Annotated in this window: 24 protein-coding genes; 14 read left to right on the top strand and 10 right to left on the bottom strand. The window is 74.3% G+C overall.

Features of this window, described 5'->3' with window-relative positions; translation table 11 throughout:
- Positions 1-2 precede the first annotated feature (2 nt).
- Positions 3-404, bottom strand: coding sequence for a rhodanese-like domain-containing protein (locus ACFYPD_RS00305; RefSeq protein WP_387109068.1), 402 nt, complete (start codon positions 402-404; stop codon positions 3-5).
- A gap of 110 nt (positions 405-514) precedes the next feature.
- Between ACFYPD_RS00305 and ACFYPD_RS00300 the strand changes: the two genes are divergently transcribed.
- From ACFYPD_RS00300 to ACFYPD_RS00285, 4 genes are all read left to right on the top strand, one after another.
- Positions 515-1,168 carry a uridine kinase gene (locus tag ACFYPD_RS00300; protein WP_387107099.1) on the top strand — a complete coding sequence of 218 codons (654 nt, stop codon included), beginning with the start codon at positions 515-517 and terminating at the stop codon, positions 1,166-1,168.
- A gap of 21 nt (positions 1,169-1,189) precedes the next feature.
- Positions 1,190-2,557 carry a dipeptidase gene (locus ACFYPD_RS00295; RefSeq protein ID WP_387107097.1) on the top strand — a complete coding sequence of 456 codons (1,368 nt, stop codon included), beginning with the start codon at positions 1,190-1,192 and terminating at the stop codon, positions 2,555-2,557.
- Positions 2,558-2,635: 78 nt separating this feature from the next.
- Complete coding sequence (locus tag ACFYPD_RS00290) at positions 2,636-2,842, top strand: hypothetical protein (RefSeq protein ID WP_151464953.1); 207 nt, start codon at positions 2,636-2,638, stop codon at positions 2,840-2,842.
- 108 nt (positions 2,843-2,950) lie between these two features.
- The gene (locus ACFYPD_RS00285) at positions 2,951-4,534 is read left to right on the top strand and encodes an ATP-dependent DNA ligase (protein WP_387107095.1); all 1,584 of its coding nucleotides are present in this window, start codon (positions 2,951-2,953) and stop codon (positions 4,532-4,534) included.
- A 46-nt stretch (positions 4,535-4,580) separates the two neighbouring features.
- Here the strand turns inward: ACFYPD_RS00285 and ACFYPD_RS00280 are convergent, their stop codons facing one another.
- Both ACFYPD_RS00280 and ACFYPD_RS00275 read right to left on the bottom strand, forming a co-directional pair.
- Entirely contained in the window at positions 4,581-5,333 is a 753-nt protein-coding gene (locus ACFYPD_RS00280; RefSeq protein WP_387107093.1) for a hypothetical protein, read from the bottom strand.
- A 97-nt stretch (positions 5,334-5,430) separates the two neighbouring features.
- The gene (locus ACFYPD_RS00275) at positions 5,431-6,246 is read right to left on the bottom strand and encodes an SURF1 family protein (RefSeq protein WP_387107092.1); all 816 of its coding nucleotides are present in this window, start codon (positions 6,244-6,246) and stop codon (positions 5,431-5,433) included.
- 135 nt (positions 6,247-6,381) lie between these two features.
- Between ACFYPD_RS00275 and ACFYPD_RS00270 the strand changes: the two genes are divergently transcribed.
- Positions 6,382-7,746, top strand: a complete 1,365-nt coding sequence (locus tag ACFYPD_RS00270; protein ID WP_387107089.1) for a cobyrinate a,c-diamide synthase — start codon at positions 6,382-6,384, stop codon at positions 7,744-7,746.
- Positions 7,743-8,312: a GNAT family N-acetyltransferase gene (locus tag ACFYPD_RS00265; RefSeq protein WP_387107087.1), complete on the top strand. Its 570-nt coding sequence runs from the start codon at positions 7,743-7,745 to the stop codon at positions 8,310-8,312. Before ACFYPD_RS00270 ends, ACFYPD_RS00265 begins: the two co-directional genes overlap by 4 nt.
- A 103-nt stretch (positions 8,313-8,415) precedes the next feature.
- Here the strand turns inward: ACFYPD_RS00265 and ACFYPD_RS00260 are convergent, their stop codons facing one another.
- Positions 8,416-10,551, bottom strand: coding sequence for a transglycosylase domain-containing protein (locus ACFYPD_RS00260; protein WP_387107084.1), 2,136 nt, complete (start codon positions 10,549-10,551; stop codon positions 8,416-8,418).
- A gap of 133 nt (positions 10,552-10,684) precedes the next feature.
- Here ACFYPD_RS00260 and cobC point away from each other — a divergent pair, with 133 nt between their 5' ends.
- From cobC to cobA, 3 genes are read left to right on the top strand one after another with little or no spacing between them, the layout of a single operon-like run.
- Positions 10,685-11,767: an Rv2231c family pyridoxal phosphate-dependent protein CobC gene (gene cobC / locus ACFYPD_RS00255; protein WP_387107081.1), complete on the top strand. Its 1,083-nt coding sequence runs from the start codon at positions 10,685-10,687 to the stop codon at positions 11,765-11,767.
- A complete protein-coding gene (gene cobT / locus ACFYPD_RS00250; RefSeq protein WP_387109067.1) occupies positions 11,767-12,837 on the top strand; it encodes a nicotinate-nucleotide--dimethylbenzimidazole phosphoribosyltransferase in 1,071 nt (356 codons plus the stop codon). Before cobC ends, cobT begins: the two co-directional genes overlap by 1 nt.
- Before the next feature lie 55 nt (positions 12,838-12,892).
- Complete coding sequence (cobA, locus tag ACFYPD_RS00245) at positions 12,893-14,134, top strand: uroporphyrinogen-III C-methyltransferase (RefSeq protein ID WP_387107080.1); 1,242 nt, start codon at positions 12,893-12,895, stop codon at positions 14,132-14,134.
- A gap of 115 nt (positions 14,135-14,249) precedes the next feature.
- On the opposite strand, the gene otsB is transcribed toward cobA, so the two are convergent.
- Both otsB and ACFYPD_RS00235 read right to left on the bottom strand, forming a co-directional pair.
- Positions 14,250-16,811 carry a trehalose-phosphatase gene (otsB, locus tag ACFYPD_RS00240; RefSeq protein ID WP_387109065.1) on the bottom strand — a complete coding sequence of 854 codons (2,562 nt, stop codon included), beginning with the start codon at positions 16,809-16,811 and terminating at the stop codon, positions 14,250-14,252.
- A 38-nt stretch (positions 16,812-16,849) separates the two neighbouring features.
- Positions 16,850-18,250, bottom strand: a complete 1,401-nt coding sequence (locus ACFYPD_RS00235) for a trehalose-6-phosphate synthase (protein WP_387107077.1) — start codon at positions 18,248-18,250, stop codon at positions 16,850-16,852.
- A 306-nt stretch (positions 18,251-18,556) separates the two neighbouring features.
- Here ACFYPD_RS00235 and ettA point away from each other — a divergent pair, with 306 nt between their 5' ends.
- From ettA to ACFYPD_RS00215, 4 genes are all read left to right on the top strand, one after another.
- Complete coding sequence (gene ettA / locus ACFYPD_RS00230) at positions 18,557-20,233, top strand: energy-dependent translational throttle protein EttA (protein WP_387107076.1); 1,677 nt, start codon at positions 18,557-18,559, stop codon at positions 20,231-20,233.
- Positions 20,226-20,669: an acyl-CoA thioesterase gene (locus tag ACFYPD_RS00225; RefSeq protein WP_387107074.1), complete on the top strand. Its 444-nt coding sequence runs from the start codon at positions 20,226-20,228 to the stop codon at positions 20,667-20,669. The genes ettA and ACFYPD_RS00225 overlap by 8 nt, the downstream gene beginning before the upstream one ends.
- The gene (locus tag ACFYPD_RS00220) at positions 20,666-21,334 is read left to right on the top strand and encodes a hypothetical protein (protein ID WP_387107071.1); all 669 of its coding nucleotides are present in this window, start codon (positions 20,666-20,668) and stop codon (positions 21,332-21,334) included. Before ACFYPD_RS00225 ends, ACFYPD_RS00220 begins: the two co-directional genes overlap by 4 nt.
- Before the next feature lie 131 nt (positions 21,335-21,465).
- Positions 21,466-22,050 (top strand): YbjN domain-containing protein, encoded by a 585-nt coding sequence (locus ACFYPD_RS00215; RefSeq protein ID WP_313718602.1) that lies wholly within the window; start codon positions 21,466-21,468, stop codon positions 22,048-22,050.
- Between the two features lie 40 nt (positions 22,051-22,090).
- On the opposite strand, the gene ACFYPD_RS00210 is transcribed toward ACFYPD_RS00215, so the two are convergent.
- The 3 genes from ACFYPD_RS00210 to ACFYPD_RS00200 form a co-directional block, all read right to left on the bottom strand.
- Complete coding sequence (locus tag ACFYPD_RS00210) at positions 22,091-22,510, bottom strand: globin (RefSeq protein ID WP_387107070.1); 420 nt, start codon at positions 22,508-22,510, stop codon at positions 22,091-22,093.
- A 49-nt stretch (positions 22,511-22,559) separates the two neighbouring features.
- The gene (locus ACFYPD_RS00205) at positions 22,560-23,930 is read right to left on the bottom strand and encodes an MFS transporter (RefSeq protein WP_387107068.1); all 1,371 of its coding nucleotides are present in this window, start codon (positions 23,928-23,930) and stop codon (positions 22,560-22,562) included.
- Positions 23,931-24,179: 249 nt separating this feature from the next.
- Entirely contained in the window at positions 24,180-25,232 is a 1,053-nt protein-coding gene (locus tag ACFYPD_RS00200; RefSeq protein ID WP_387107066.1) for a mechanosensitive ion channel family protein, read from the bottom strand.
- A 286-nt stretch (positions 25,233-25,518) separates the two neighbouring features.
- On the opposite strand from ACFYPD_RS00200, the gene ACFYPD_RS00195 reads away from it, so the two are divergent.
- Entirely contained in the window at positions 25,519-26,058 is a 540-nt protein-coding gene (locus ACFYPD_RS00195; RefSeq protein WP_387107064.1) for an HNH endonuclease, read from the top strand.
- A 6-nt stretch (positions 26,059-26,064) separates the two neighbouring features.
- Here ACFYPD_RS00195 and ACFYPD_RS00190 read toward each other — a convergent pair whose 3' ends face one another.
- Positions 26,065-26,931 carry a class F sortase gene (locus ACFYPD_RS00190; protein ID WP_387107062.1) on the bottom strand — a complete coding sequence of 289 codons (867 nt, stop codon included), beginning with the start codon at positions 26,929-26,931 and terminating at the stop codon, positions 26,065-26,067.
- Between the last annotated feature and the right edge of the window lie 11 nt (positions 26,932-26,942).

The following is a 26,942-nucleotide window of genomic DNA, read 5'->3' as shown; positions in this document are numbered from 1 at the left end:
GGTCAGTAGCGGATGTCGGCGGGGCGGTCGGACATCGGCAGGCCCGCCTCCCGCCAGCCCTGCACGCCGCCGATCATGTCGGTGGCCTGGCGCAGGCCGAGCGCCTGGAGGCCGGCGGCCGCCAGGCTGGAGCTGTAGCCCTGCCGGCACACCACCACGATCTGCCGGTCGTAGCTGGTCGACTCCGGGATGCGCCAGGCGCTTGCCGGATCCAGCCGCCACTCCAGCACGGTCCGGTCGATGACGATCGCCCCGGGCAGCTCGCCCTGCTCGCGGCGCTGCGCCTCGGTGCGCGTGTCGACCAGCAGCGCCCCGGCGCGGACCGCCTCGACGGTGTCGTGCGGGGTGAGCCGGCGGAGGCCGGCCCGAGCCTGTTCGAGGAGGGCGTCGACGCCCGGACTCATCACGTCATGGAGCACCCCCCGATGATGCCCGCGGGGAGGCGGGCCCGCCCGGCGAACGGCCCGCTGGTGCCGCAGGATCCAGCGGACGGGGGACGGCTAACGTCGGCCGGGTGACGGTGGCGGTGGTCGAGGCGTACGCGGGGTTGGCCCGGCGGGTGCTGGCCGGGCCGGCGCGGTTGGGGCGTACCCGACTGGTGGCGGTCGACGGGCCGAGCGGCGCGGGCAAGAGCGTCTTCGCGACGCGCCTCGCGGACGCCGTCGCGGCGCTGCCCGGCGGCGTCCGGCCGCCGGTGGTCCGCACCGACGACCTGCTCGACGGCTGGGACGACCAGCTCACCTTCTGGCCGCGGCTGGAGGAGCGGGTGCTCGGACCGGTCCGCGCCGGCCGGCCCGGGGCCTACCGCCGGTACAGCTGGGTGCGCCGACGCTTCCTGGACCGGGCGGTGCCGGTGCCGGCCGGGCCGGTGCTGATCGTCGAGGGGGTCAGCGCCGCGCGGGCGGCGATCCGGCCGGAGCTGACCCTTTCGGTCCTCGTCACCGCGCCGGCCGGGTTGCGGTTGTCCCGGGCGCTCGCCCGCGACGGCGCGGAGATCCTGCCCGAGCTGCGCCGCTGGCACGCCGGGGAGCGGGCGCACTTCGCCGCCGACGGCACCGGGGCCGCGGTGGACCTGGTGGTCGACGGTGCCCCCGACCTGCCGCACGACGCGGACCGCTACTACGTCCGCCGGCCCGCGGGGACGGGCTCGGACGGCGGGGTCCGGTAAGGCCGGCATACGATTCCGGTCATGACCACACCGATCCTGTCCGAGTCCGAGGTGCGGGCCGCCGTCGAGCGGGAACTGCCCGGCGTCCGTGCCGACCTCGAGCGACTCGTCCGCATCCCGGGCATCGCCTTCGAGGGCTTCGACCACTCGCACGTGGAGCGTTCCGCCGAGGCGGTGGCGGAGCTGCTGCGCGGCTGCGGCCTCGACACGAAGGTCGTGCGCTCCGGCGGCCAGCCGGCGGTGATCGGGACGAAGCCGGCGCCGCCCGGCGCGCCCACCGTCCTCCTGTACGCCCACCACGACGTCCAGCCGGTCGGCGACCTGTCGCTCTGGGAGTCCGACCCGTTCGAGCCGGTGGAGCGGGACGGCCGCCTCTACGGCCGGGGCGCCGCCGACGACAAGGCCGGCATCATGGCGCACGTCGCGGCGCTGCGCGCGTTCGGCGACCAGCTTCCGGTCGGCGTGGTGCTCTTCATCGAGGGCGAGGAGGAGTACGGCTCGGACTCGCTCGAGCAGCTGCTCATCGCGCACCGTGAGGAGCTCGCGTCGGACGTCATCGTCATCGCCGACTCGACCAACTGGGACGTCGGCGTGCCCGCGCTGACCACCTCGCTGCGCGGCATCGTCAACTGCTTCGTGGAGGTGCGTACCCTCGACCACGCCGTGCACAGCGGGATGTTCGGCGGCGCGGTGCCCGACGCGCTCACCACGCTGGTGAAGCTGCTCGCCACGCTGCACGACGACGCCGGGAACGTGGCTGTCGAGGGTCTGGTCGGCCGCGAGGGCGCCAGCGTCGACTACCCCGAGGACCGGTTCCGCGCCGAGGCCGGGCTGGTCTACGGCGCCCAGCTCTTCGGCACCGGCCGGATCACCGACCGGCTCTGGACCAAGCCGGCCCTCGCGATCCTCGGCGTGGACGCCCCGGCCACCGGGGAGGCGCCGAACGCGCTGGTCCCGGCCGCCAAGGCGAAGCTGAGCGTACGGCTGGCGCCGGGCGACGACCCGAAGAAGGCGTACGCGGCGCTCATCGCGCACCTGGAGAAGCACGCCCCCTGGGGCGCGCAGGTGACGGTGACGTTCGAGCACGACGGCGCGCCCTGTGTCATCGACGCCACGGGGCCGATGTTCGAGGCGGCGCGGGCGGCGTTCCGGGGCGCCTGGGACGGCACCGACCCGGTCGACATCGGCGTGGGCGGGTCGATCCCCTTCATCGCCACCTTCCAGGAGATGTTCCCCGCCGCGGCGATCCTGGTGACCGGCGTGGAGGACCCGCACGCCCGGGCGCACGGGCCGAACGAGAGCCTGCACCTGGGCGAGTTCGCCCGGGTCTGCGTGGCCGAGGCGCTGCTGCTGGCGAAGGTCGCCGAGGCGGGCGCGAACCGCCTCTGAGGTGTCGAAACCGTAACTTCGGGGCGGATGTCGGAGTTTGCGGTGTGTCGGGCGACGGGGTGTTATAGCCTCTCGAACATGCGTACGAACGACGAGATGTCGCGGCTCCAGGCCGCCGTCAGTGCTCTGGGGGACGTCGATGTCTCCGCGTGGCCCGAGGACACGCTCAAGGACCAGCTCGGCGAGCTCTCGGCCGTGCTGGTCGCGCTCGACACGCTGCTCACCCGGGTCGCCGACGAGGTGCGCGCCCGCGGCCTCCGCATCGAGGAGCCCGTCTCGGCCTGAGCCGGCCGCCGCTGCCCCGCTCGTGGGGAGTTGACGTTCCCGGGGGACGCCAACTCTCCACGATCGGGAAGCGCCCGGCTGTCGGGGGCGGCTGGCAGGATGAGGGACGTGCGCTTCGTTGAGCTGGCGGCCACGTCGGCGGCCGTGGGCGCCACCAGCGGCCGACGGGCCAAGGTGGAGCTGCTGGCCGCCGCCTTGCGGTCGCTCGATCCCGACGAGGTGCCGGCGGGCGCCGGCTACCTCGCCGGCGAGCTGCGGCAACGGCAGACCGGGGTGGGCTGGGCGAGCCTGCGTGACCTGCCCCCGCCGGCCGCCGAGCCGAGCCTGACCGTCGGCGGCGTCGACGCGGCGATCGAGGAGATCGCGGCGGTCGGCGGCGCGGGCTCGCAGGCTCGGCGGCGCGAGCTGCTCGGCCGGCTCTTCGCCGCGGCCACCGCCGACGAGCAACGGCTGCTGGTCGGCCTGTTCCGCGGCGAGCTGCGCCAGGGCGCCCAGGCCGGCCTGCTCACCGAGGCGGTGGCCCGGGCCGCCGACGTGCCGGTCGCCGCCGTCCGGCGAGCCCTGCTGCTCGCCGGTGACCTGCGGGCGGTGGCGGTCGCGGCGCTCTCCGGCGGGGCGGCCGCACTGGCCGGATTCGGGCTCCAGGTGGGCCGCCCGCTCGCCCCCATGCTGGCGCAGAGCGCGCCCTCGGTCGACGAGGCGCTCACCGCCACCGGCACCCCGGCGGTGGTCGACGTCAAGCTCGACGGCATCCGCATCCAGGTACACCGGTCCGGCCAGGACATCGCGGTCTTCACCCGCAGCCTCGACGACATCACCGGCCGGCTGCCCGGGGTCGTGGCCGCCGTCCGCGCGCTGCCCGCCCGCGAGCTGGTGCTCGACGGCGAGGCGATCGGGCTGGACGCCGAGGGGCGCCCGCTGCCCTTCCAGGAGACCTCCAGCCGGGCTGCCCGGCGCATCACCCCGAGTACCACCGGCGGCACACCGGTGGCGCCCGCCGTGCTCGCCGCGGCCGAGCGCACCGGCGAGACGCTGCTGACGCCGTACTTCTTCGACCTGCTGCACCTCGACGGCACGGACCTCATCGACCTGCCCGGCCGGCAGCGGTGGGCCGCGCTGGCCGGCGCGGTCGACCCGGCGCTGCTGGTCGGCCGGGTGGAGGTGGACGACCCCGAGCAGGCCGGCGCCGCCTTCGCGGCGGCGGTCGACGCCGGCCAGGAGGGCGTGGTGGTCAAGGACCCGGCCGCCCCCTACGACGCCGGCCGGCGGGGCGCGGCCTGGGTCAAGGTGAAGCCACGGCACACCCTCGACCTGGTGGTGCTGGCGGTCGAGTGGGGCAGTGGCCGGCGGCAGGGCTGGCTCTCCAACCTGCACCTGGGCGCCCGGGACCCGCGCACCGGCGAGTTCGTCATGCTCGGCAAGACATTCAAGGGGCTCACCGACGAGCTGCTGCGCTGGCAGACCGAGCGCTTCCTCGCGCTGGCCGTGGAGAAGGGCGACTGGGTGGTCCGGGTCCGGCCGGAGCAGGTGGTTGAGATCGCCTTCGACGGGGTGCAGACCAGCAGCCGCTACCCGGGCGGGATGGCGCTGCGCTTCGCCCGGGTGATCCGCTACCGGGACGACAAGACCGCCGCCGAGGCGGACACCATCGACGCGGTCCGGGCCATCCACGCCGGTCGGGTCACCGGCTGACCTTCGCTCCGCCCGGAGGCGGCACGGCTGAACTCCGGCACGCGATTCAGGCGACCGACAGCGACCGGGCGTAGTTGACCTGGTTGTTGATCTGCTGCACCTGGAACTGGTCGGCCACCGGGATCCGGGCCACGTACTGGTAACCGCCGTTGGTGACCGTCACCTGCACGGTGCCGTGGTGCCGCGTCTCCTTGATCAGCAGGAACAGGAGGCTGAACACGGTCAGGCAGAAGAAGCCCAGGACCGCGGCGACCACCGCCCAGGTCGCCACCTTCTCCTCCTTCTGCCAGTGGTCCATCACGTGCCAGGAGGCGCCGGCGAGCGGCAGGACACCGGCCGGAGTGCGGATCACCGGCGGCGTCACCATGATCTCGCCGATCTGCACGGCCACCACGGACTGCGCCGGCAGCAGCGGACCCGCCGGCGGGACCGGAACGGGCGGGTACGGAGCCGCGGGGACCGCCAGCGCGTACGGCGCCGGCCCCCCGACCGGCGGAGCGGGCGGCGCGGAGAACTGCGCAGGCGGCGCGGAGAACTGCGCGGTCACGGGCGGGGCGGAGAACTGCGCGGGCGGCGCGGAGAACGGGGCGGTGGCCGGCGGGGCGGGGAACTGCAGGGGCGCCGGCGCCGGAGTCGCGGCCGGCGTCGGGAACTGCGTGGTGACCGGGGGATCCGCTGGTGGCGCGGCCAGCACCGGGAACTGCTCGGTGGGCGGGGCGCCGGCCGGCGGCATGGCGGCACACGGGTCGTACGTCGCCGGGGGCTCGGCGGGCGGCGGCATCGTGGGATCAGGGGTCACCGCGACCCCCCACGGTTCACGATCATGGGCGGACCCTACAGCGTCCCCGCCGCCGGGTGTGCCCGCCGAAGGTCCGGTTCGGAGGCCCCGACCGGGGTCAGGTGGCGGCCGGCTCGGCGGCCCGGTCCACCGGCTCGCGCGGCCCGTCCAGGCCGGCCAGCCGCCGCGCCTCCCGGCGGGCGACCCAGCCGTAGCCGACCAGGCTCATGGCGGCGAAGAGCCACCACTGCACCACGTAGCCGAAGTTCTGCCAGTTGTTGGTGTGCCCGATCGGCACCGCCTGGAACGCCGGGTCGGCGGCGGGCGTCTGCGAATCGAGCAGCACGTAGCCGCCGGACACCGGGTAGGGAAGCTGCTTCGCCAGGCGGGGGATGCTGATCCGCCGGGTCTCCAGCTTGCCGTCGCGCCGGTCGACCGCGCCGCCGCCGCTCTCGCTGGACACCAGCCGGCCGGTGACCGTGACCTCGCCGGGCGGCGCGGCCGGCACCTGCGGCTGGGCGGTGGCGCCGCCGCCGGGGACGGGCGGGACCCAGCCCCGGTCGACCAGCACGGCGCTGCCGTCGGCGAGGACCAGCGGGGTGAGCACCTCGAAGCCGACCGTGTTGTCGACGGTGCGGCCGCGGACCAGGACGACGTTGGCGCTGTCGTACCGGCCGGTGGTGGTGACCCTGGTCCAGGTGAGCCGGTCGGCCGGGGCCGGGCCGGTGGTGCCCGGGCCGCCGGTCGGGGCCGGCAGGGCGTGGCGCAGCGGGGCGGGTGTCATGGTGGCGCCGGCGTCGATCCGCTCGTTGATCGCCGTCCGGCCCCGGTAGCGGTCCAGCTGCCAGTTGCCGAGGAAGACCATCACCGCGGCCGCGACCAGGGTCAGCGCGAGGTAGCCGAGCCAGCGCGGGGTCAGCAGGAACCGGTACACGTTGGCCAAGGCTACCCGTATGAGCGGCGCCACTGGCCCGCGCCGGGCCGGAACGGGTCGGTCGCCGGCCGTCGCGCGTCGGTCGGGGCGGGTATGGTCACGCGGGCGGAAACCACCCCAGACCAGGAGTCGATGATGACCGTCGTGCCGCGCGTCGTGCTGAGCGCGCCCTCCTCGGGGCACGGCACCGGTGCCCTCTCGCTCGGCCTGCTCGCGGCCCTCGCCGACCGGGGGCTGGACGTGGCCGGGTTCAAGATCGGGCCGGACCAGGTCGACGCGGCCTACCTGGGGCTGGCCGCCGGGCGGCCGGGGCGTAACCTCGACCCGCGGCTGGTCGGCCCGGAGCGGGTCGTCCCGCTCTTCGCGCACGGCGCGGCCGGGGCCGGGTTCGCGCTGGTCCAGGGCACCATGGGGCTCTACGACTCGATCGCCGGCCGGCCGGAGACCGAGTCCACGGCGGCGGTCGCGACCGCGCTGCGCAGCCCGGTGGTGCTGGTGGTCGACGTGGCCGCGATGGGCCAGTCGGTGGCCGCTCTGGTGCACGGCTTCCGGGCCTACGACGAGCAGCTCTGGCTGGGTGGCGTGATCCTCAACCGGGTGGCCTCGCCCCGGCACGAGGCGATGCTGCGCGAGGCGCTCGACGACGTGGGGGTGCCGGTCTACGGCGCGCTGCGCCGGCACGAGCTGCCCCCGGTGCTGCCCGCCCGCCGGCACGGCCTGGTGCCGGTGGTCCAGCGCGACGCCGAGGCCCAGCGGGCGGTCCGCCGGCTCGGCGAGGCGGTCGCCGCCACGGTGGACCTCGACCGGCTGCTGGGGCTCGCCCGGTCGGTTCCGGAGCTGACCGCCGCGCCGTGGTCGCCGGAGCCGGCCGGTCCGCCCGCCGGGGAGCGGCCGGTGGTCGCGCTGGCCGGCGGCCCGGGCGGCAGCTACAGCCACCCGGAGACCGCCGAGCTGTTGCGCGCCGCCGGCGCCGAGGTGGTCACCGTCGACCCGCTGCGCGACGAGTCGCTGCCCGCCGGGACCCGCGCGCTGGTCGTCGGCGGCGGGCTTCCCGAGACGTACGCGGAGCAGCTCTCCGCCAACCGCCGGCTCTGCATCGCGGTGGCCGAGCTGGCCCGCACCGGCCGCCCCGTGGTCGCCGAGGGGGCCGGCATGCTCTGGCTGGCCCGGGAGCTGGACGGCCTGCCCATGTGCGGGGTGCTCGACGCGGTCGGCGCCAGCCGGGACGGCCTGGTGGTCGGCTACCGGGAGGCCACCGCGGCCGGTGACAGCGTGGTGGCCCGGGCGGGCACCACGGTGGTGGGGCACAAGCAGCACGGCGCGGTGCTCACCCCGCGGGCCGGCGAGCGGGCGGCCTGGCAGTGGGAGGGCGGCGCCCCGGAGGGCTTCGTGTGGCGGGGCGTGCACGCCTCGCAGCTCGTGCCGCACTGGGCCGCGTACCCGGAGATCGCGGCCCGGCTGGTCGCGGCGGCCCTGGCCCCCGCGGAGGCCCCGGCGTGATCGGGCAGGTGGCGGTGCGCCGCTTCCCGGCGCTGACCGTCTCCACCCCGCGCACCGAGGTCCGCCAGCTCGTCGTGGCGGATGCCGAGGCGGTCGACGAGGTGTTCGCGGACCGGCAGACCCAGCGGTGGCTGCCGCTGGCCGACGCGTCGGGGCAGATCGACGGGCGGGCCTGGTGCACGGAGCTGGCCCGGCAGCGCCGGGACAGCGGCGAGGGCGACCACTGGGCGGTGGTCCGCCGCGAGGACCGGCGGGTGATCGGCTGCCTCTGGACCCGCCGCACCGACTGGGGCGCCCGGCTGACCGAGGTGTCCTACGCGATCGCCCCGCACGCCCGGGGCTACGGCCTGGCCGCCGAGGCGGTCGACGCGGTCGCCATCGCGCTGATCCTGGAGCACGGCTTCCAGCGCGTCGAGCTGCGGGTGGCCCCCGGCAACGTCGCTTCCCGCCGGGTGGCGGAGAAGGCCGGCTTCAGCTACGAGGGCCTCCTCCGCAACGCCGGCTTCGTCCACGGCGCCCGAGTGGACCTGGAACTCTGGTCCTTCGTCAGCGCCGACCTCCGCTGACCCTCTGCGGAAGTTGATCAAGAGGTTTGCGTCAGGAATCGAGCGATTCCGCGCGCAAACCTCTTGATCAACTAACCCGGGCGCACCCCCGGGCGGCCCAGGGTCAGCCGACTATCTGGTCGCTGGGTGGCGTGAACTGGCGGGTGGGTTGGCCCTTCAGGGCGTCGCGGAGGGTCATGGCCACCGCGTTCACCGGGACCTGGGACAGCCCGTCACCCACCGCGTTGAACGGATTGTCCGGGTCGGCGATGAAGCTCGCCGCGGCCAGCTCCGGGGTGTAGCCGGCGAACCAGGCGGACCGGGTGCTGTCGGTGGTACCCGTCTTCCCGGCGACCGGGCGGCCGACCGTGCCCCGGACGCTGTCGGCGGTGGACCAGCCGCCGCAGCCGCCCCTGGCCGGGGTGTCACCGGTCGGGCAGCGGGCGGCGTCGGTGGCGGCCCGTGCCGCGTCCGCGCTGACCACCTGCCGGCAGCGCGGCTTGGCGACCTCCCGCTCCACCCCGCCGGCAGTCCGGTACACGGCCGGCGTGCCGTCCCGGTTCATGATCGAGTTGACCGGGATGGCCTCGCAGTACCGGCCGTCGGCCGCGACCGCGGCGTACGCGTTCGCCACCTCCAGCGGGGTGGCGTCGGAGACGCCCAGGGTGAACGCCCCCCACTTGTTCGCCTTGTCCGGCGAGGCGTGGTCACGGTCCACGTCGGTACGCCAGCGCAGCCCGAGCTGCTCGGCCAGGCGCACTCCCTTCTCCGCGCCGACCTTCTCCTCCAGCTGCACGAAGAAGGTGTTCACCGACTTGCCGAAGCCGGACCACATGGTCTGCACGCCGGTCATCGCGCCGCTGGCGTTCGACGGCGCCCACCCGTCGTAGACCTTGGACTGGTAGCGGTACGGCGAGTTGATGGTGTCGGAGAGCTTCGTCCCGGAGTTGAGCGCGGCGAGCATCGTGAACATCTTGAACGTCGATCCGGCCTGGTATCCCGGGAGTGTGCCCCCGCCGAGCAACGGCGCGACCGTGTTCGGATAGTTCGCCTTGATGTTCGGGCCGGCCTCCGGGTTGGAACTGTTCGGGTTCTCGCTCAGGTCGAGCGAATAGGTCCGGTTCACCGCCATCGCCTTGATCCGCCCGGTGCCCGGTTCGGCGACCACGACCCCGTTGGCGAACGGGCTGCCGGTGCCGTCCTTCGCGCCGACGTTCTTCTCCGCCGCCTCCTGGATCTTGGGGTCGAGGGCGAGCACGATGCGATAACCGCCCCGGCGCAGCTTGTCCATCCGTTCCAGCCGGTTGTCCCCGAACGCGGGCTGGCTGCTCCACCAGTTCTTCAGGTAGTCGCAGTAGAAGCCCCAGGTCGCCCGGTACTTCTCCAGGAGCGAGGCGCAGTCGTTCGGCGGGTTGGTCAGCCGCAGCTTGATGGGTTCGGTCTTGGCCGCCGCCACCGCGTCCGGCGAGAGGTAGCCGAGGCGGGCCATGTTGTCGAGCACGTAGTTGCGCCGGCCGGTGGCGTCCTTCTGGTCGGAGGTGATCGGGTCGTACTCCGAGGGGGACTTGACCAGGCCGGCCAGGGTGGCCGCCTCGACCGGAGTGAGGGTGGCCGGGGTCTTGGAGAAGAAGATCTGCGAGGCCGCGTAGATCCCGTACGCCCGGTGGCCGAAGTAGGCCGAGTTGAGGTAGCGCTCCAGGATCTGCTCCTTGCTGACGTGCTTCTCGATGTCCAGCGCCATGCGCATCTCCTTGACCTTGCGCAGGCTGGTCTGCTGGGTGGCCTCCTGGACCTCCTTCGGCGTCTTCGCGCTGTCCCGCAGGGCCATCCGGACGTACTGCATGGTGATCGTCGAGGCGCCCTGGGAGACACCGCCGGACCGGGCGTTGGACACGAAGGCACGGGCCACACCCTTCGGGTCGACGCCGTGGTGCTGGTAGAAGCGGTTGTCCTCGGCGGCGACGATCGCCTGCTGGATGTTCGGCGACATCTCGTCGATCTTGGTGTACTGCCGGTACTCCTCGTAGAACATCGTCAGCACGGTCTTGCCGTCCGGCGCGTACAGGTACGAGGTCTCGGCGGGCAGCGCGGTCTTGAGGATGCTCGTCTTCTGCTCCACTGCGTGTGCGGTGGCCTTGGCTCCGATGCCGGTGACGGCGGCCAGCGGATAGGCCGCGGCGGCGACCACGATGCCGGCGATGAGCCCGGCGCGGAGGAGGGGCACGGCACGACCAGCGGAGGCAAGGGGTCGGTTGCTCACGTGGTCAAGCTATGACATTTCCGATTCGGAAATGAGAAGAATTCATAAACGGGCGAGGGGGTTCAGCGGTGGTGACGCGGCCCACGCCGGGATGCGCTGTCCCGGGCGGCGGCTTCCCGGCAGGATCGCGGACATGCGTGCTCAGCTGATCGGGACCGCCGCCGCGGCGGGCGAGCCGGACCTCGGCCACCACGGGGACGCCGAGGCCACGCCCGGTCTGGTCGACCTGGCGGTCAACGTCCGCCGCGCCCCGATGCCGGAGTGGCTGGCCGATCCGCTGGTCGCCGCGATGGGGGCGCTGGCCGCGTACCCGGATCCCGGCCCGGCCCGGGCCGCCGTCGCCGCCCGGCACGGGCGTCCCCCGGAGGAGGTACTCCTCACGGCCGGCGCCGCCGAGGGCTTCGTGCTGATCGCCCGGGCGCTGCGCGAGGCCCGGCGGCCGGTGGTGGTGCACCCGCAGTTCACCGAGCCGGAGGCCGCCCTCCGAGCCGCCGGCCACACCGTCGAGCGGGTGCTGCTCGACGCGGGCGACGACTTCCGGCTGGACCCGGCCCGGGTGCCCGCCGACGCCGACCTGGTGCTGCTCGGCAACCCCACCAACCCCACGTCCGTGCTGCACCCCGCCGAGGCGCTCGCCGCGCTGGCCCGCCCCGGCCGGGTGCTGGTGGTCGACGAGGCGTTCGCCGACACCACCGCGGCGCCCAGCGTCGAGGGCGAGCCCGAGTCGCTCGCCGCTCGCCGCGACCTGCCCGGCCTCCTGGTGGTCCGCAGCCTCACCAAGACCTGGGGGCTGGCCGGGCTGCGGATCGGCTACCTGCTGGGCGACGCCGCGCTGCTCGCCCGGCTCGCCGCCGCCCAGCCGCTCTGGGCGGTTTCCACCCCGGCGCTCGCCGCCGCCACCGCCTGCGCGTCCCCGGCCGCCGCCGCGGCCGAGCGCGCCATCGCCGCCGGGCTCGCCGCCGACCGCGACCACCTGGTGGCCCGCCTGTCCGGCCTGCCGGGTGTACGCGTCGTCGGCCGTCCCGCGAGCGCCTTCGTCCTGGTCCACCTGGCCGGTGCCGCCGCCGTACGCGAGCGGCTGCGCGAACGCGGCTGGGCGGTCCGCCGCGGCGACACCTTCCCCGGGCTGGGCCCGGACTGGCTGCGGATCGCGGTGCGCGATCCGGCGACGACCGACGCCTTCACCGAGGTGCTGGCGGAGATCCTGGAGGCATGATGTTGGAGTCCACCGTCGCGGCGATCCGGCCGCTCGACGAGGCCGCCATGGCGGCGGCCCGCGAACTCCAGGGCCGGCTGACCAAGCCCGCCGGTTCGCTCGGCGCCCTGGAGCCGCTCTCCGTACGCCTCGCCGGCCTCGCCGGGACCTGCCCGCCGCCGCTGCCCGAGCCGGCCGCGGTGGCGATCTTCGCGGGCGACCACGGCGTGCACGCCCAGGGCGTCACCCCGTGGCCGCAGGAGGTCACCGCCCAGATGATCGGCAACTTCCTGGCCGGCGGCGCGGTGGTCAACGCGTTCGCCCGGCAGGCCGGCGCCTCGGTCACCGTGGTGGACGTCGGTGTGGCCACCCCGCTCCCGGCCGACCCCGCCGCCGACCCGGCCGGCCCCCGCCTGGTCGCGGCGAACGTGCGGCCCGGCACCCGGGACATGACGGTCACCGCCGCGCTCACCCGCGACGAGGCCCGCGCGGCCGTGGAGACCGGCATCCGGGTCGCCGGGGACCTGGTCGACGCCGGGGCGGGCATCCTGCTCACCGGGGACATGGGCATCGCCAACACCACCCCGGCCGCCGCGCTGATCGCCGCGTTCACCGGGGTCGACCCGGCGGCGGCGACCGGCCGGGGCACCGGGGTGGACGACGAGACGTACGCCCGCAAGGTCGGCGTGGTGCGCGCCGCGCTGGACCGGCACGCGCCCGACCCCGCCGACCCGCTCGGGGTGCTGGCCGCGGTCGGCGGCCTGGAGCACGCCGCGCTGGCCGGGCTGGTCCTCGGCGCCGCCGCGCGCCGGGTGCCGGTGCTGCTGGACGGCGTCATCGCGGTCAGCGCCGCGCTGGCGGCCGCCGCGTTCGCGCCGGACGCGGTCGGGGCCATGGTCGCCGGGCACCGCTCGGCCGAGCCGGGTGCCACGGCCGCGCTGCGGCACCTCGGCCTGGACCCGCTCATCGACCTCGGGCTGCGGCTCGGCGAGGGCACCGGCGCGCTGCTCGCGCTCCCCGTCGTCACCGGCGCGGTCCGGGTGCTGCACGAGGTCGCCACCTTCGACTCGGCGGGAGTGGCCGAGAAGTGACCGCGCGAAGCCCTCGGTTCAGCGCGCCGGCCCGGTCCGGCGGGGAGGCGGCCCGGTGACCGGCAGTCCGTACCCCCTCGGGTTGCGGCTGGCCGGCCGGCGGGTGGTCGTGGTCGGCGGGGGAGCGGTGGCCACCCGGCGGGTGCCCGCGCTGCTCGACGCCGGCGCGGACGTCCTGCTGGTGGCGCCGGAGCTGACCCCGGCGCTGCGGGCGCACGTGGACGCCGGCCGGCTGCGCTGGGAGCCGCGCCGGTTCGCCCCGGACGACCTGGACGGCGCCTGGCTGGTCCAGGTGGCCGTGGACGACCGGGTCGCGGCGGCGGCGGTCAGCGCCGCCGCCGCCGAGCGGCGGATCTTCTGCGTCCGCGCCGACGACCGGGCCGCCGCCACCGCGTGGACCCCGGCGGTGACCCGGCACGGCCCGGTCACCGTGGCCGTGCTGGGCGGCGGCGACCCCCGCCGCGCGATGAGCGTCCGCGACGCGGTGCGCGACCTGCTGGGTGCAAGCAGGGGCCCGCTGTTGACGCCTCCGGTGGAGCAGGGGTCCCCTGTTGACACCCCCGGCGGCGCCGGCGGGCGGGTGGCGCTCGTCGGGGCGGGACCGGGCGACCCCGAGCTGATCACCGTGAAGGGCTGGCGGCTGCTCACCGAGGCGGACGTGGTCGTCGCCGACCGGCTCGTCCCCGGGCTGCTCCTCGACGAGCTGCGCGCGGACGTCGAGCTGGTCGACGCCTCCAAGATCCCGTACGGGCCGGCCCGGGCCCAGGAGGAGATCAACCGGATCCTGGTGGACCGCGCCCGGGCCGGGAAGGTCGTGGTCCGGCTCAAGGGCGGCGACCCGTACGTCTTCGGCCGGGGCGGCGAGGAGGTGCTGGCCTGCGCGGAGGCGGGCGTGCCGGTGACCGTGGTGCCCGGGGTGACCAGCGCGATCTCGGTGCCCGCCGCGGCCGGGGTGCCGGTCACCCACCGCGCGGTGGCGCACGAGTTCACCGTGGTCTCCGGGCACGTCGCGCCCGACTCGCCCGCCTCCCTGGTCCGGTGGGAGTCCCTCGCCGGCCTGCGCGGCACCCTGGTGATCCTCATGGGCCTGAAGAACCTCGCGGCGATCAGCGCCACCCTCGTCGCGCACGGCCGGCCCGCGGACACCCCGGCCGCGGTGATCCAGGAGGGCACCACCAGCGGGCAGCGGACCCTCCGCTCGACCCTCGGCGCGGTGGCCGCCGACGTGGCGGCCGCCGGCCTGCGCCCACCCGCCATCGTGGTCGTCGGCGACGTCGTCGGCGCCCTCGACACCTGACCCTCGCCGATGCGGCGGGGTCGGCGCGCCCCGGACACCGGATCGCCGCACCGGAGCGGATCACACGAGCGGCCCGGGACCAGCCGGTCCCGGGCCGCCGTCATGGCTGGTCAGGTCACTGCTTGAGCATGTTGTCCAGCATCAGGGCGCAGCGGATCAGTCCGAGGTGGCTGTAGGCCTGCGGGTGGTTGCCCAGCCCGCGCTCGGCGAGCGGGTCGTACTGCTCGGGAAGCAGCCCGGTCGGCCCGGCCGTGTCGACCATCTGGACGAACAGCTCCTCCGCGTCGGTGCGCCGGCCGGTGCGCAGGTACGCCTCGATCAGCCACGCCGTGCAGATGTGGAAGCCGCCCTCCCGGCCGGGCAGGCCGTCGTCCCAGTGGTACCGGTAGACGACCGGGCCGCTGCGCAGGTCCGCCTCGATCTTCAGCACCGTGGACAGGAAGCGCGGGTCGTCCCCGGCGAGCAGCCCCGAGATGCCGATCCAGAGCGACGAGGCGTCCATCTCCTCGTACCCGTAGGCGACGCTGTAGGCCTCCGCCTCCGGGTGCCAGCCGTGCTCCAGCACGTTGTCGGCGATCCGGTCGCGCAGCTCGACCCACTCGGGCCGGTCCTCGCCGCCGTGCTGCCGCACCACGTGCAGCGCCCGGTCGACGGTCATCCAGAGCATGACCTTGGAGAAGACGTGGTGCCGGGGCGGGAGGCGGGCCTCCCAGATGCCGTGGTCCGGCTCGTGCCAGCGGCGGCGGACCGCCTCGACCATGTTCTCCAGCACCCGCCACTCGTCGTCGCGGACCGAGCCCCGGGCGTCGGCCACCGCGGCGATCAGGTCGGCGACCGGCCCGAATACGTCGAGCTGGAGCTGGTGGTTGGCGAGGTTGCCGACCCGGACCGGCCGGGAGCCGGCGTAGCCGGGCAGGGTGTCGATGACCGCCTCGGCGCCCAGCTCGTAGCCGTCGACCGTGTAGAGCGGGTGCAGCCGCTCCGGGTGCCCACCGGTGCGGTCGATGACGCCGTCGACCCAGCGCAGCAGGCCCTCGGCCTCCTCGGTGGAGCCGAGGTCGACCAGCGCGCGGGCGGTCATGGCCGCGTCCCGCAGCCAGCAGTAGCGGTAGTCCCAGTTGCGGACGCCGCCCAGCTCCTCGGGGAGCGAGGTGGTCGCCGCGGCGAGGATCGAGCCGGTCGGCTCGTGGCAGAGCCCGCGCAGGGTGAGCGCGCTGCGGGCCACCAGGTCCCGGGCGGTGCCGGGCAGCCGCAGCGAGGCCACCCAGTCCTTCCAGGGCTGCTCGGCGGCGGCCTGTCGCTCGTGGATCGGCACCCGGTGGTGTTCCAGGCTCTGCGTGCCGAAGCGCAGCTCCAGCACCACCTGGCCGCCGGCGGCCGACAGGTCCACCACGGCCTTGGCGGTCTCGTAGCCGGCGTCGTTGGTGACCTCCCACTCGACGCCCGGCGAGTAGAGGGCCACCGGCTCGTTGGAGCCGAGCACCAGCAGCCCGTCGTCCAGCGGCTGGAGCTGCACGGCGACCTGACCGAACTCGGGGCGCGGGGCGAACTCGATCCGGGCCCGCCCGGTGCCGCTGAGCACCCGGACCAGCGTCGAGTCGCCGGTGACGACCACCGGGCCGTCCGGCGTGGTCTCCCTCGCCGGCAGGTCCAGCCAGTCCGTCACGGTCAGGCCGGACCAGCGGGTCTCCACCGTCATGGTGTTGCTGCGGTAGCGCTGGCCCAGCGGGATGCCGCCCCGCTGCGGGCCGACGGTGAAGTGCCCGGCCGGGCTGCCGCCGACCAGGTCGGCGAAGATCGCCGCCGAGTCCGGCTTCGGGTGGCACAGCCAGGTGATCTTGGCTTCGGGGGTGACCAGCGCGACCGTGCGGCCGTTGGCCAGCATCGAGTGCCGCTCGATCGGCACCGCCCGCTCGCCGAAGAGCCAGTGCCGCCGGGTCTCCAGCAGCAGGCCCAGCGCCCGGGCCGCCTCGATCGGCTCGGCCACCCGGTAGTCGGCCTGGGTGTCGCCCGGACCGATCTTGATGCCGACGTCCGGCCCGTGCAGGTTGCCGAAGGCGTTCTCGTCGGTGACGTCGTCGCCGATGAACAGCACCGCGCTGGCCGCGAGCTGGGTGCGGAGCTGGTCGACCGCGGTGCCCTTGTGGGTCGCCACCACCGACAGCTCGATGACCTCCTTGCCCTGGGTGACGGTGACGTCCTCCCAGGTGGCGGGGCCGCTGCGGACCGCCTCGATGGCCGCGGCGGCGATCTGCGGGTCGACCCCGCGGGTGTGCACCGCGACGCTGGCCGGCTTGCGTTCCAGGCGGATGCCCGGGTGGGCCGCCGCGATCTCGCGCAGCTCGCCGCGGAGCCGGTGGCGGACCGCGATCAGCTCCGGGGTGAGCCGCTCCACGAAGCCGATGTCGAACTCGGAGCCGTGGCTGCCGACGAGGTGCACCTCGCTGGGCAGCCGGGAGAGCGTCGCCAGGTCGCGCAGCGCGCGGCCGGAGACCACCGCGACGCTGGTCTGCGGCAGGGACGCGAGGGCGCGCACCGCGGCCACCGACTCCGGCAGCGGCACCGCCTTGCTCGGGTCCTCGACGATCGGCGCGAGGGTGCCGTCGTAGTCGCAGGCGACCAGGAGCTGGGGGACCCGGGCGATCCGGCCGATCGCGGCGCGCAGCTCGGGATCCATCACCCCGCCGTGTGCAGTGGTGGGGGCAGGGAACGCGCTCACGCAACCTCCGCATCGGGCACGCCGAGTTCGGTCAGGAAGGACTTGGCCCAGTGGCCCACGTCGTGGCTGCGCAGATGGCGTTGCATTATCCGCATCCGGCGCCGGGCCTCGGGTTTCTCGACGTGCACGGCGCGCAGCAGCGCGTCCTTGACCGCGTCGGGGTCGTGCGGGTTGCACAGGAAGGCCTGACGCAGCTCGGTGGCGGCGCCGGCGAACTCACTGAGCACGAGCGCGCCGCCCTGGTCGGCACGCGATGCGACGTACTCCTTGGCCACCAGATTCATTCCGTCTCGCAGCGGGGTCACCATCATGACGTCTGCCGCGACGTACATCGCGGCCAGTTCGGAGCGACTGTACGACTGATGCAGATAATGCACCGCCGGCACGCCGACCCGTCCGAATTCGCCATTAATCCGGCCAACTTCGCGTTCCACCTTCACCCGAAGTGCCTGGTAGTGCTCCACGCGCTCGCGGCTCGGGGTGGCGACCTGCACCATAACCGCGTCGGGGACTGTCAACTTTCCGTCAGCGAGGAGTTCGCGGAAGGCCTTCAGCCGGAGCTCGATGCCCTTGGTGTAGTCGAGCCGGTCGACGCCCAGGATGATCGTCTTCGGGTTGCCCAGCTCCTCGCGGATCTGCTTGGCCCGGGCCTGGATCGCCGGGTCCTCGGCCAGCCGCTCCATCTCCCGGGTGTCGATGGAGATGGGGAACGCCCCGGCCTTCACCTGCCGACCGTCGACCTGGATCATCTGCCCCTCGTAGCGGAGGCCGAGCAGGTGCCGGGCCAGCCGGACGAAGTTCTGCGCCGCCAGCCGCTGCTGGAAGCCGACCAGGTCGGCGCCGAGCAGGCCGCGCAGGATCTCGGTGCGGAACGGCATCTGCATGAACAGCTCGATCGGCGGGAACGGGATGTGCAGGAAGAACCCGATCCGCAGGTCCGGCCGCAGCTCGCGGAGCATCGCCGGCACGAGCTGGAGCTGGTAGTCCTGCACCCAGACCGTGGCGCCCTCGGCCGCGACGTCCGCCGCGGCCTCCGCGAACCGAGCGTTGACCAGCCGGTACGCCTCGCGCCAGCGCCGCTTGTAGGCCGGGGTCTCGACCGCGTCGTGGTAGAGCGGCCAGATCGTCGCGTTCGACTGCCCCTCGTAGTAGCGCTCCAGCTCCTCGGCGCTCAGCGGCACCGGGTGCAGCCGGATCCCCTCCAGGTCGAAGGGCTCGGGGGCGGCGCCGGTGCCGCCGGCCCAGCCCACCCAGGTGCCCTGGTGCTCGGCGAGGACCGGGTGCAGCGCGGTCACCAGGCCGCCCGGGCTGCGTCGCCACTGCCGCCCTTCGGGTGTGCTCACCTCGTCGACCGGCAGTCGGTTCGCCACAACGACAAAGGAGCTACGGACGGTCACGATCGGCCACCTCCGGTTGCTGACGGGTCCACCGCGATGAGCGTACTGAGCGTAGCTGCGGCCTCTGTTGCCCCGTGCCGGAGTTCCCTACCCGTCCCGGAAGCGCCGAATCCACATCGTGATCTTGTCGACAGCGGCGGCGCGCCGCGTACCCGGGGCGGGGTGATGTGGGCGGAGCGGGGCTTACCTGTCAGGATTGACGACGGCGTGCGCGCGGCCGGCCCCGGCCGGCGGCGGCGGGCGGACCTCGCAGCCCGCGCCCGCGCCGCCAGCTCGCGATCGCAACCGACGGAGGTAGCCCGCACCGTGGCCCAGTTCATCTACGTCTTGGAAAAGGCGCGCAAGGCGCACGGCGACAAGGTCGTGCTCGACAACGTGACGCTGAACTTCCTGCCGGGGGCCAAGATCGGTGTGGTCGGCCCGAACGGCGCCGGTAAGTCCAGCCTCCTCAAGATCATGGCAGGGTTGGACCGGCCGAGCAACGGCGACGCCCGGCTCATGCCCGGCTACACCGTCGGCATGCTCGCCCAGGAGCCCCCGCTCAACGACGCCAAGACCGTCCTCGGCAACGTCGAGGAGGCGGTCGCCGAGACCAAGGCCAAGCTGGAGCGGTTCAACAAGATCGCCGAGCAGATGGCGACGGACTACTCCGACGAGCTGATGGAGGAGATGGGCAAGCTCCAGGAGGAGCTGGATCACCTCGACGCGTGGGACATCGACTCCAAGCTCGAACTGGCCATGGACGCGCTGCGCTGCCCGCCGCCGGACGCCGACGTGACCCAGCTCTCCGGTGGTGAGCGCCGCCGGGTCGCGCTGTGCAAGCTGCTGCTGGAGGCGCCCGACCTGCTGCTGCTCGACGAGCCCACCAACCACCTGGACGCGGAGAGCGTCTCGTGGCTGGAGCAGCACCTGGCCAAGTACGCCGGCACGGTGATGGCGATCACCCACGACCGGTACTTCCTGGACAACGTGGCCAACTGGATCCTGGAGCTGGACCGCGGCCGGACCTACCCCTACGAGGGCAACTACTCCACCTACCTGGAGAAGAAGGCCGCCCGGCTGGCCGTCGAGGGCCGCCGCGACGCCAAGATGAAGAAGCGGCTGACCGAGGAACTGGAGTGGGTCCGCTCCAACGCCAAGGCCCGCCAGACCAAGTCCAAGGCCCGCCTGGACCGGTACGACGAGATGGCCACCGAGGCGGAGAAGACCCGCAAGCTCGACTTCGAGGAGATCCAGATCCCGCCGGGCCCGCGCCTGGGCAGCACGGTGATCGAGGCGTCGCACCTGACCAAGGGCTTCGGCGACCGGGTGCTGATCGACGACCTGAGCTTCTCGCTGCCGCGCAACGGCATCGTCGGCATCATCGGCCCGAACGGCGTCGGCAAGACCACGCTGTTCAAGACCATCGTCGGGCTGGAGCAGCCGACCGACGGTTCGGTCCGGGTCGGCGACACCGTCTCGCTGTCATACGTCGACCAGAACCGGCAGGGCCTCGACGGGGACAAGACCGTCTGGGAGGTCGTCTCCGACGGCCTGGACTACCTGATGGTGGGCAAGGTCGAGATGCCGTCGCGGGCCTACATCGCCGCGTTCGGCTTCAAGGGCCCGGACCAGCAGAAGCCGACCAAGGTGCTCTCCGGCGGCGAGCGCAACCGGCTCAACCTGGCGCTGACCCTCAAGATCGGCGGCAACGTGATCCTGCTCGACGAGCCGACCAACGACCTCGACGTCGAGACGCTCGGCAGCCTGGAGAACGCGCTGCTGGAGTTCCCCGGCTGCGCCGTGGTCATCTCCCACGACCGGATGTTCCTGGACCGGGTCGCCACGCACATCCTGGCCTGGGAGGGCGACGACGAGAACCCGTCGCGGTGGTTCTGGTTCGAGGGCAACTTCGAGGCGTACGAGAAGAACAAGATCGACCGACTCGGCGCCGAGGCCGCCCGGCCGCACCGGGTGACGTACCGCAAGCTGACCCGTGACTGACCGGTTCGTCTACGACTGCGCGCTGCGCTGGTCCGACCTGGACGCGTACGGCCACGTCAACAACGCCCGCTTCCTCACGCTCTACGAGGAGGCGCGGGTGGCGATGATGTTCGCCGGCGGCCGGGCGTGGGGAGTGGGCTCGTTCGCCGACGGGGTGGTCATCCGCCGGCACGAGGTCGACTACCTGCGCCCGGTCGACTACGCGCTGGGCCGGGCCAGCGCGGAGGCGGCCCCCACGGTCCGGATCGAGCTCTGGGTCGAGGAGATCAAGGCGGGCTCGTTCACCGTCGCCTACGAGCTCTACGACCGGGACGTGCTGGCCAGCCGGGCCCGCTCGGTGCTGGTCCCGTTCGACCTGGCCGCGCAGCGGCCCCGCCGGATCTCCGCGGACGAGCGGGCCTTTCTGCTCCGGTACGCGCCCGGGCTGCCCGGATGACCACGCCGGCCACCGGGCACGGGCTGGACGGGGTGCCCGACGCGGGCGCCTTCCTGGCCCGCCTCGTCCGGCTGGACCCGGGCACCCTGGTCCGGCTCCGGCCGGTGCCCGGGACCGGGCGTACCGCCCTCTGGGCCCGGCTGCCGTGGGACGTGCTCGCGGTCCGGACCGTCTCGGGCACGGCGCCGGGCGACGTCACGGTGGCGGCGGGGGACCTGCTGGCGGAGCTGTCGGCGGGTGGCGACGCGCTGCCCCGGCGGCGGGACGACGGGTGGCGCTGGCCGCTGCCGCCGGCGGCCAGCCGGGCGGTGGAGGCGCTGCCCGCCGCCGAGGTCGAACGGATCGCCGCCGCGGCGGCCGGGACGCTGCGCGAGGCGGCCACTCACGGCGTGGCGGGCCGGGCGGTGGGCCAGCGGGCGCTGCGGGACGCGCTGCTGGACCACGTCGCGGTGGTGGTGACCCCGGACGAGGCGCCGGACGCCCCGGTGGAGGTGCCGCAGCGGCTGGTGCAGGGGCTGGTCCGGATGGGCTTCCTCGGCGCCGGCAACGTTCAGGTACGCGTCGCCGGCCGTTGGGTCGGCCTCGTCGGACCGTACGGAGCGGCCTGGTCGCGGAAGGTCGCGGGCCTCGCACTGACGCCCATCGGAGTTCATCCGAACGGATGACCCCTAGTCGTTCTTCCGGTTTGGGGCGACCGTTGGGGGGATGCCTCATGCCGGCTGTCCGGGTACCGTCCATCCTCGGATCCAACGCACCGTAGGCGGCTGGATCCGCTGGGGAGTGAGGTGCGCGAGCGATGCCGTGGTGGTCATGGCGCCCAGGTCCCGCCGGTGGCGGCGACCCGGAAACTCGAAGCGGGATCACAGTGGATGACACCGTCCGGGTCGGGCCACCGACCCCCCGTCAGCCGGCGGACGACGCGGCGGCCGCGGAGCGGCCCGTGATCGCCGACATGCCGGCAACCGTCGCCCCGGTCACCCTCCGCCGGGTCTGCGACGCGCTCGACCTGCTCGACGTGCGCTACCTGGCCGACGGCGACGGCAACCTGCTGGCCATGTGGGAGCGGCACGCGGTGCTGGTCACGCTGGAGGGCCCCGAGGACGAGATCCTGGTGATGCGGGCCCGGCCGCACGCGACGGTCCCGCCGGACTGGGCCGACCGCGCCTACCGGGTGGTCAACGAGTGGAACCACACCCGGCGGTTCTGCAAGGCCTACATCGGCGACCCGACCGAGCGCGGCCAGCTGCCCATCTACGCGGAGCTCCAGGTCCCGCTCGGCGCCGGCACCCACGACGCGCTGCTGGTCGAGATGCTCGACTGCGGCGCGGCGGTGGCCACGACCTTCGTCGACTGGCTGCACGACGAGGGCGCCCTGCTCTGACTCCTCCGGGCGGCGCCACGGCCCGCCCACCGCGCCCGGCTCAGCCCTCGGCCGCCGGGTCCTCCATCACGTTCACCATGAAATAGGCGGCCCGCTCCAGGTAGTCCCAGAGCGCGGCGGCGAGCTGCGGCGGCAGGTCCAGCCGGTCCACCGCCCGGCGCATGTGGCGTAGCCAGGCGTCCCGCTCGACCGCGCCGATCCGGAACGGGGCGTGCCGCACCCGCAGCCGCGGGTGGCCGCGCTGCTCCGAGTAGGTGTGCGGGCCACCCCAGTACTGGATGAGGAAGAGGGTCAGCCGGTCGGCCGCGGGGCCGAGGTCCTCCTCCGGGTACATCGGCCGCAGTAGCGGGTCGGTGGCGACACCGGCGTAGAACTCGTCCACCAGCTTGCGGAAGGTGGGTTCGCCGCCGATCGCCTCGAAGAGGGTCATCGACTCGCCAGGGGAAGTCACGCCATCCATCCTGCCAGGTGCCGTCCGGAGGCGGCCCGGGCCCACCTCCCGGCGGGAGTCAGGTCACCGCGTGCCGGCGCCGGCTGCGCTCGCCCACCGCCGCCCCGCGGGCCGGAGTGTGCCCGCCGCGCCCCGCGGCGGCCGTCGCGGCGGACTCCGCCCGAGCGCTCTCGACGGCCGCCTCGATCGTCGCCGGCCGCGGCCACGTGAGCACCGCGAGGAGCATCAGCAGTACGCCGGCGGCGCTCCACACACCGACCACCGAGGGGATGGCGAACCGCTCGGCGAGCGCCCCCGTGGCCAGCACGGCGGCGCCCTGGATGATCTGGGTCCCGCTGGCCATCACGCCGAACGCCCGGGCCCGGTAGCCCTCCGGCAGCGCCTGGACGAAGAGTCCGTTGGCGACCGGGATGAGCCCCGCCACCGCGAAGCCGCACGCGGCGGCGAGGAGCGCCACCACGATCGGCGGCGGGTCGAGCAGCGCCGGCACCAGCACCGCCGGAGCGATCACCGCCAGCGGGCGCATCAGGGCCAGCCGGCGGGTCGGGCCGACGAGCCGCCCGACGGCGAGCCCGCCGAGCACGTACCCGACCGGGTTGGCGGCCATGATGACCGCCTGGGCGGTGCCGGTGTCCATGCCGTCCCCGGCCCGCTCGGCGGCCCAGGCCGCGGCGAGCCCTTCGGGGACGATCGAGAAGACCATCGCGCTGAACACCAGCACGGCGATGGCGCGCAGCACCGGACGGCCGAAGACGAGCCGGAACCCCTCCGCGGTCTCCCGCAGCAGGTGGCTGCGGTGCGCCTCGGTCATGGCCGGCGGCCGGTCCCGCAGGCCGAAGCGGACCAGCGCCGCGGAGAGGCCGAAGGTGGCCGCGTTGATCAGCAGCGCGGCGGCCGGGTTGACCGCGGCCACCGCCGCGCCGAGCAGGTAGCCGAGGACCTGGGCGGCCTGCCCGCTGCTCACGGAGACCGACAGGCCGACCACCAGCCGGTCGCCGGTGAGGATCTGTGGCATCAGCGCGGACCGGGCGGCCTGGCTCGGCGGGTTGGCCAGCGTGGCGGCGAAGATCAGGGCGAGGACCGCCCAGGGCGGCATCCCGGGCAGGGCGACCAGCACCATCAGGGCCATCCGGACCACGTCGCAGGCCACCATGACCTGCCGGTACCGGTAGCGCTCGGCGAGCGCGGAGAGCAGCGGACCGCCGACCAACCAGGGCAGGTAGCTGGCCGCGAACGCGGCGGCGGAGAGCGCCACCGAGTCGGTCTGCCGGTAGACGAGGACGGTTACCGCGGCCTTCGCGACGTAGTCACCGATCCAGGACAGAGCGCTGGCCGTGAAGAGGACGCGGAACTCCGCGAGGCTGAACACGTCGCGGAAGGTGGCCGGCCCCTCCTGGGCGGGTCGCTCGTCGGACACCGTCGCCTCCATCGTTTCCGGGTCGACCACTCGTGATGGTCCGACCTGGAAACCGTCGTCAGATCTACGGATCAGCGAGGACACCAGCACGCTCCCTTGGGGAGCGTGTTCACCGGATTCTGCCCGATCGTCTGACAGCTGGCTAGGGTGAACGGATTGATCGTCACATCTCCGACTGAACGAACGGACGATACCCGAGGGGCCGCGCGGTGCGCGACCCCCGAAAACCGTCGGGCCTGGCGAGCCGACCGGCGGCCCGGGTCAGGTGGCTCCGCCGGTCCCCGTCTCGCCGCCGGTCGAGGCGCGGGTCGGCAGGCCGGGATAGAGCCGGGCCGCCGCGATCCGCGCGGTGATGCCCGAGTTCTCCAGCGCCTCGGCGAGCCGGCGGCGCAGCTCGCGGCCGACCGCGAACTGCCCGTCGGCGGTGGTCTTGACCACGGTACGGATCACCGCGCCGTCGACCGTCATCTGCTCGACGCCGAGCACCTCCGGCTCCTCGACGATCTGCGGCGCCAGCTCGGGGTCCAGCGCGACCGAGGCGGCCGCCGTACGCAGCACCGCGCTGGCCTCCTCGGTGCCGGCGAACCCGATCGGCAGGTCGACCACGACCAGGGCCCAGCCCTGGCTCTTGTTGCCCACCCGGACGATCTCGCCGTTACGGATGTACCAGAGCACGCCCCGGCCGTCCCGGACCGTGGTGACCCGCAGGCCCACCGCCTCCACCACGCCGGTCGCCTCGCCCAGGTCGACGGTGTCGCCGACGCCGTACTGGTCCTCGATCAGCATGAACAGGCCGGCGATCAGGTCCTTGACCAGGCTCTGCGCGCCGAAGCCGAGGGCCACGCCGGCGATGCCGGCGCTGGCCAGCAGCGGCGCCAGGTCGAAGCTGAACTCCTTGAGCACCATGAGCAGGGCGATGCCGAAGATGAACGCGGTGACCATGCTGCGCAGCACCGAGCCGATCGCCTCGGCGCGCTGCCGCCGTCGCTCCGGCACGAACTGCTCCGGTTCGAGCGTGGCGCTGGGGATCCGCTCCCGCAGCGGGCGGAGCATGGTGGGCACCGCGCCCTCGGTGGTGGTCCGGACCAGGCGGTTGATGGTGCGGTGCAGCGCCCAGCGGGCGGCCACGGCGAGCAGCAGGATCAGCGCGATCCGCAGCGGCTTCAGGACGATCCAGTAGCTGCCCTCCGCGAACCAGGCCGAGCCGGTGATGTCCCAGACGTTCTTGCACCAGGTGTCGGTGCGGCAGTCGGCGGACGGGGACGGGCTGGGGTCGACGGCGGACAGCGCGTGGAGCAGGTTGGCGGGACTCACCCTGCCTTCGTACCGCAACGCCGCTGGACGCTGACTGGCGACCCGCCCGGCTCCCGCCGACGGGGCGGCGGACCGATCATGGCGGGCGGAACCGGTCATCCTGGCACGGACGGAGAAAGCTTCACGAGGGTACCCCGGATTAGTGCGTGCAATCCGGGGCGCGATCAGGGACTATTGGCGCAACGGACGTCGGTGATCCGGCCGGCGTCGGTGTCGTTCCCCGCTGCCCGCGGGGCGGTCCCGGCGCGGCGGCGGCAGGAGCGGCTGGACCGGGAGGGTGAGCGCGATGCCTGACATACGACCCACGGCGGGTTCCGGTGCACTCGTTCTCAACGCCACCTACGAGCCCCTGTGTGTCGTGTCGGTACGTCGTGCCGCGATCCTCGTGCTGTCCGCCAAGGCCGTCTGCGTGGCCGACGGCGACGGCATCCTGCACAGCGCGCGCAACGCGCTCCCGGTCCCCTCGGTGGTCCGGCTGACCCGCTTCGTCCGGATCCCCTACCGCACCCACGTGGGGCTCTCCCGCCGGGCGATCTTCGCCCGGGACGGCTGGCGCTGCGCCTACTGCCGCGGCCCGGCGGAGACCATCGACCACGTCTTCCCGCGCAGCCGGGGCGGCCGGCACGCCTGGGAGAACGTGGTCGCCGCCTGCGCCCGCTGCAACCACACCAAGGGCGACAAGACGCCGGCCGAGCTGGGCTGGCGGTTGCACAACCTGCCGGCGGCCCCGAAGGGCACGGCCTGGCGGGTGCTCGGCCACCGCGCGCCCGACCCGCGCTGGGCGGACTGGCTCGACCTGCGCGAGCCGGAGTCCGAGGCGGCCTGAGCGGCGCTACCGCCGCGCCTTCACCAGCGAGGCGTAGACCACCAGGTTGTCCGCGTACCCGGTCTCGCCGCCCACCCAGCGGCCGCCGCAGGTGATCAGCCGCAGGTTGGGCCGGCTGAAGTCGCCGTAGACCTCCCGCGTCGGCAGCCGCTCCTTGCCGTACCGCTCGATCGAGGTCACCTCGAAGACGGCCACCGAGCGGTCCTGCCGGGTCACCTCGATCCGGTCGCCGTCGTCGAGGTCCTTGAGGTCGTGGAAGACGGCCGGCCCGGTGGTGGTGTCGACGTGCCCGACGATGACCGCCGGGCCGTACTGGCCGGGGGTGGGTCCCTGGTCGTACCAGCCGGCCTCGCCGGCCCGGCCGAGGTCCGGCACCGCGATGCTGCCGTCCGGGGCGATGCCGACCCGGTGCACCGGCGCCCGCAGGTCGATCTTGCCGATAGTGAGGTCCGTCGGCGGGCTGCCGGACAGCACCGGGAACTTCTTCGGCGGCGGGCGCAGCCCCGCGGTGAGCTGCTCCGGCAGCATGCTGATGCCGGTCACCTGTTCCACGCCGAGCATGGCCACGATCAGCGCCATCACCGCCGCGACCACCAGCACCGGGGCGCCGGGGCCGCGCTGGGCGGCGTACCGCCAGCGGCCGGCGGCCGCGGCCTGCCGTGCCGCCGGCACCGGGCGGGCCTGCGGGTCCGCGGTGGTGACGCTGGCCGAGAAGGCGTGGCCGGCGGCGCGAGCGAACCGGCGCGAGGCGCGGGACACCAGCCGCAGCCCGGCCCCGATCCGGTGCCGGCGCTCCCGGCGGCCCGCGCCGGAGGTCCGGCGCGGGTCCGGCCCGGGGCCGGTGCGATCGTGGCGGCGCGGTGAGCGGGCCATGGCCGCGCCTC

The organism is Micromonospora sp. NPDC005299, from assembly GCF_042872345.1.
Taxonomy (GTDB): Bacteria; Actinomycetota; Actinomycetes; order Mycobacteriales; family Micromonosporaceae; genus Micromonospora.
Note: the sequence above shows the minus strand (reverse complement) of the source record. Positions and strands in the feature narration are given on the sequence as shown.

What these genes read in the sequence shown, in the direction of transcription:
- ACFYPD_RS00195 (WP_387107064.1), top strand. Translation starts at nt 25,519, where the DNA reads ATGCCTGACATACGACCCACGGCGGGTTCCGGTGCACTCGTTCTCAAC.
- ACFYPD_RS00290 (WP_151464953.1), top strand. Translation starts at nt 2,636, where the DNA reads ATGCGTACGAACGACGAGATGTCGCGGCTCCAGGCCGCCGTCAGTGCT.
- otsB (WP_387109065.1), bottom strand. Translation starts at nt 16,811, where the DNA reads ATGGATCCCGAGCTGCGCGCCGCGATCGGCCGGATCGCCCGGGTCCCC.
- ACFYPD_RS00215 (WP_313718602.1), top strand. Translation starts at nt 21,466, where the DNA reads ATGCCGTGGTGGTCATGGCGCCCAGGTCCCGCCGGTGGCGGCGACCCG.
- ACFYPD_RS00205 (WP_387107068.1), bottom strand. Translation starts at nt 23,930, where the DNA reads ATGGAGGCGACGGTGTCCGACGAGCGACCCGCCCAGGAGGGGCCGGCC.
- ACFYPD_RS00210 (WP_387107070.1), bottom strand. Translation starts at nt 22,510, where the DNA reads ATGGATGGCGTGACTTCCCCTGGCGAGTCGATGACCCTCTTCGAGGCG.
- cobT (WP_387109067.1), top strand. Translation starts at nt 11,767, where the DNA reads ATGTTGGAGTCCACCGTCGCGGCGATCCGGCCGCTCGACGAGGCCGCC.
- ACFYPD_RS00295 (WP_387107097.1), top strand. Translation starts at nt 1,190, where the DNA reads ATGACCACACCGATCCTGTCCGAGTCCGAGGTGCGGGCCGCCGTCGAG.
- ACFYPD_RS00190 (WP_387107062.1), bottom strand. Translation starts at nt 26,931, where the DNA reads ATGGCCCGCTCACCGCGCCGCCACGATCGCACCGGCCCCGGGCCGGAC.
- ACFYPD_RS00305 (WP_387109068.1), bottom strand. Translation starts at nt 404, where the DNA reads ATGAGTCCGGGCGTCGACGCCCTCCTCGAACAGGCTCGGGCCGGCCTC.
- cobC (WP_387107081.1), top strand. Translation starts at nt 10,685, where the DNA reads ATGCGTGCTCAGCTGATCGGGACCGCCGCCGCGGCGGGCGAGCCGGAC.
- ACFYPD_RS00270 (WP_387107089.1), top strand. Translation starts at nt 6,382, where the DNA reads ATGACCGTCGTGCCGCGCGTCGTGCTGAGCGCGCCCTCCTCGGGGCAC.
- ACFYPD_RS00220 (WP_387107071.1), top strand. Translation starts at nt 20,666, where the DNA reads ATGACCACGCCGGCCACCGGGCACGGGCTGGACGGGGTGCCCGACGCG.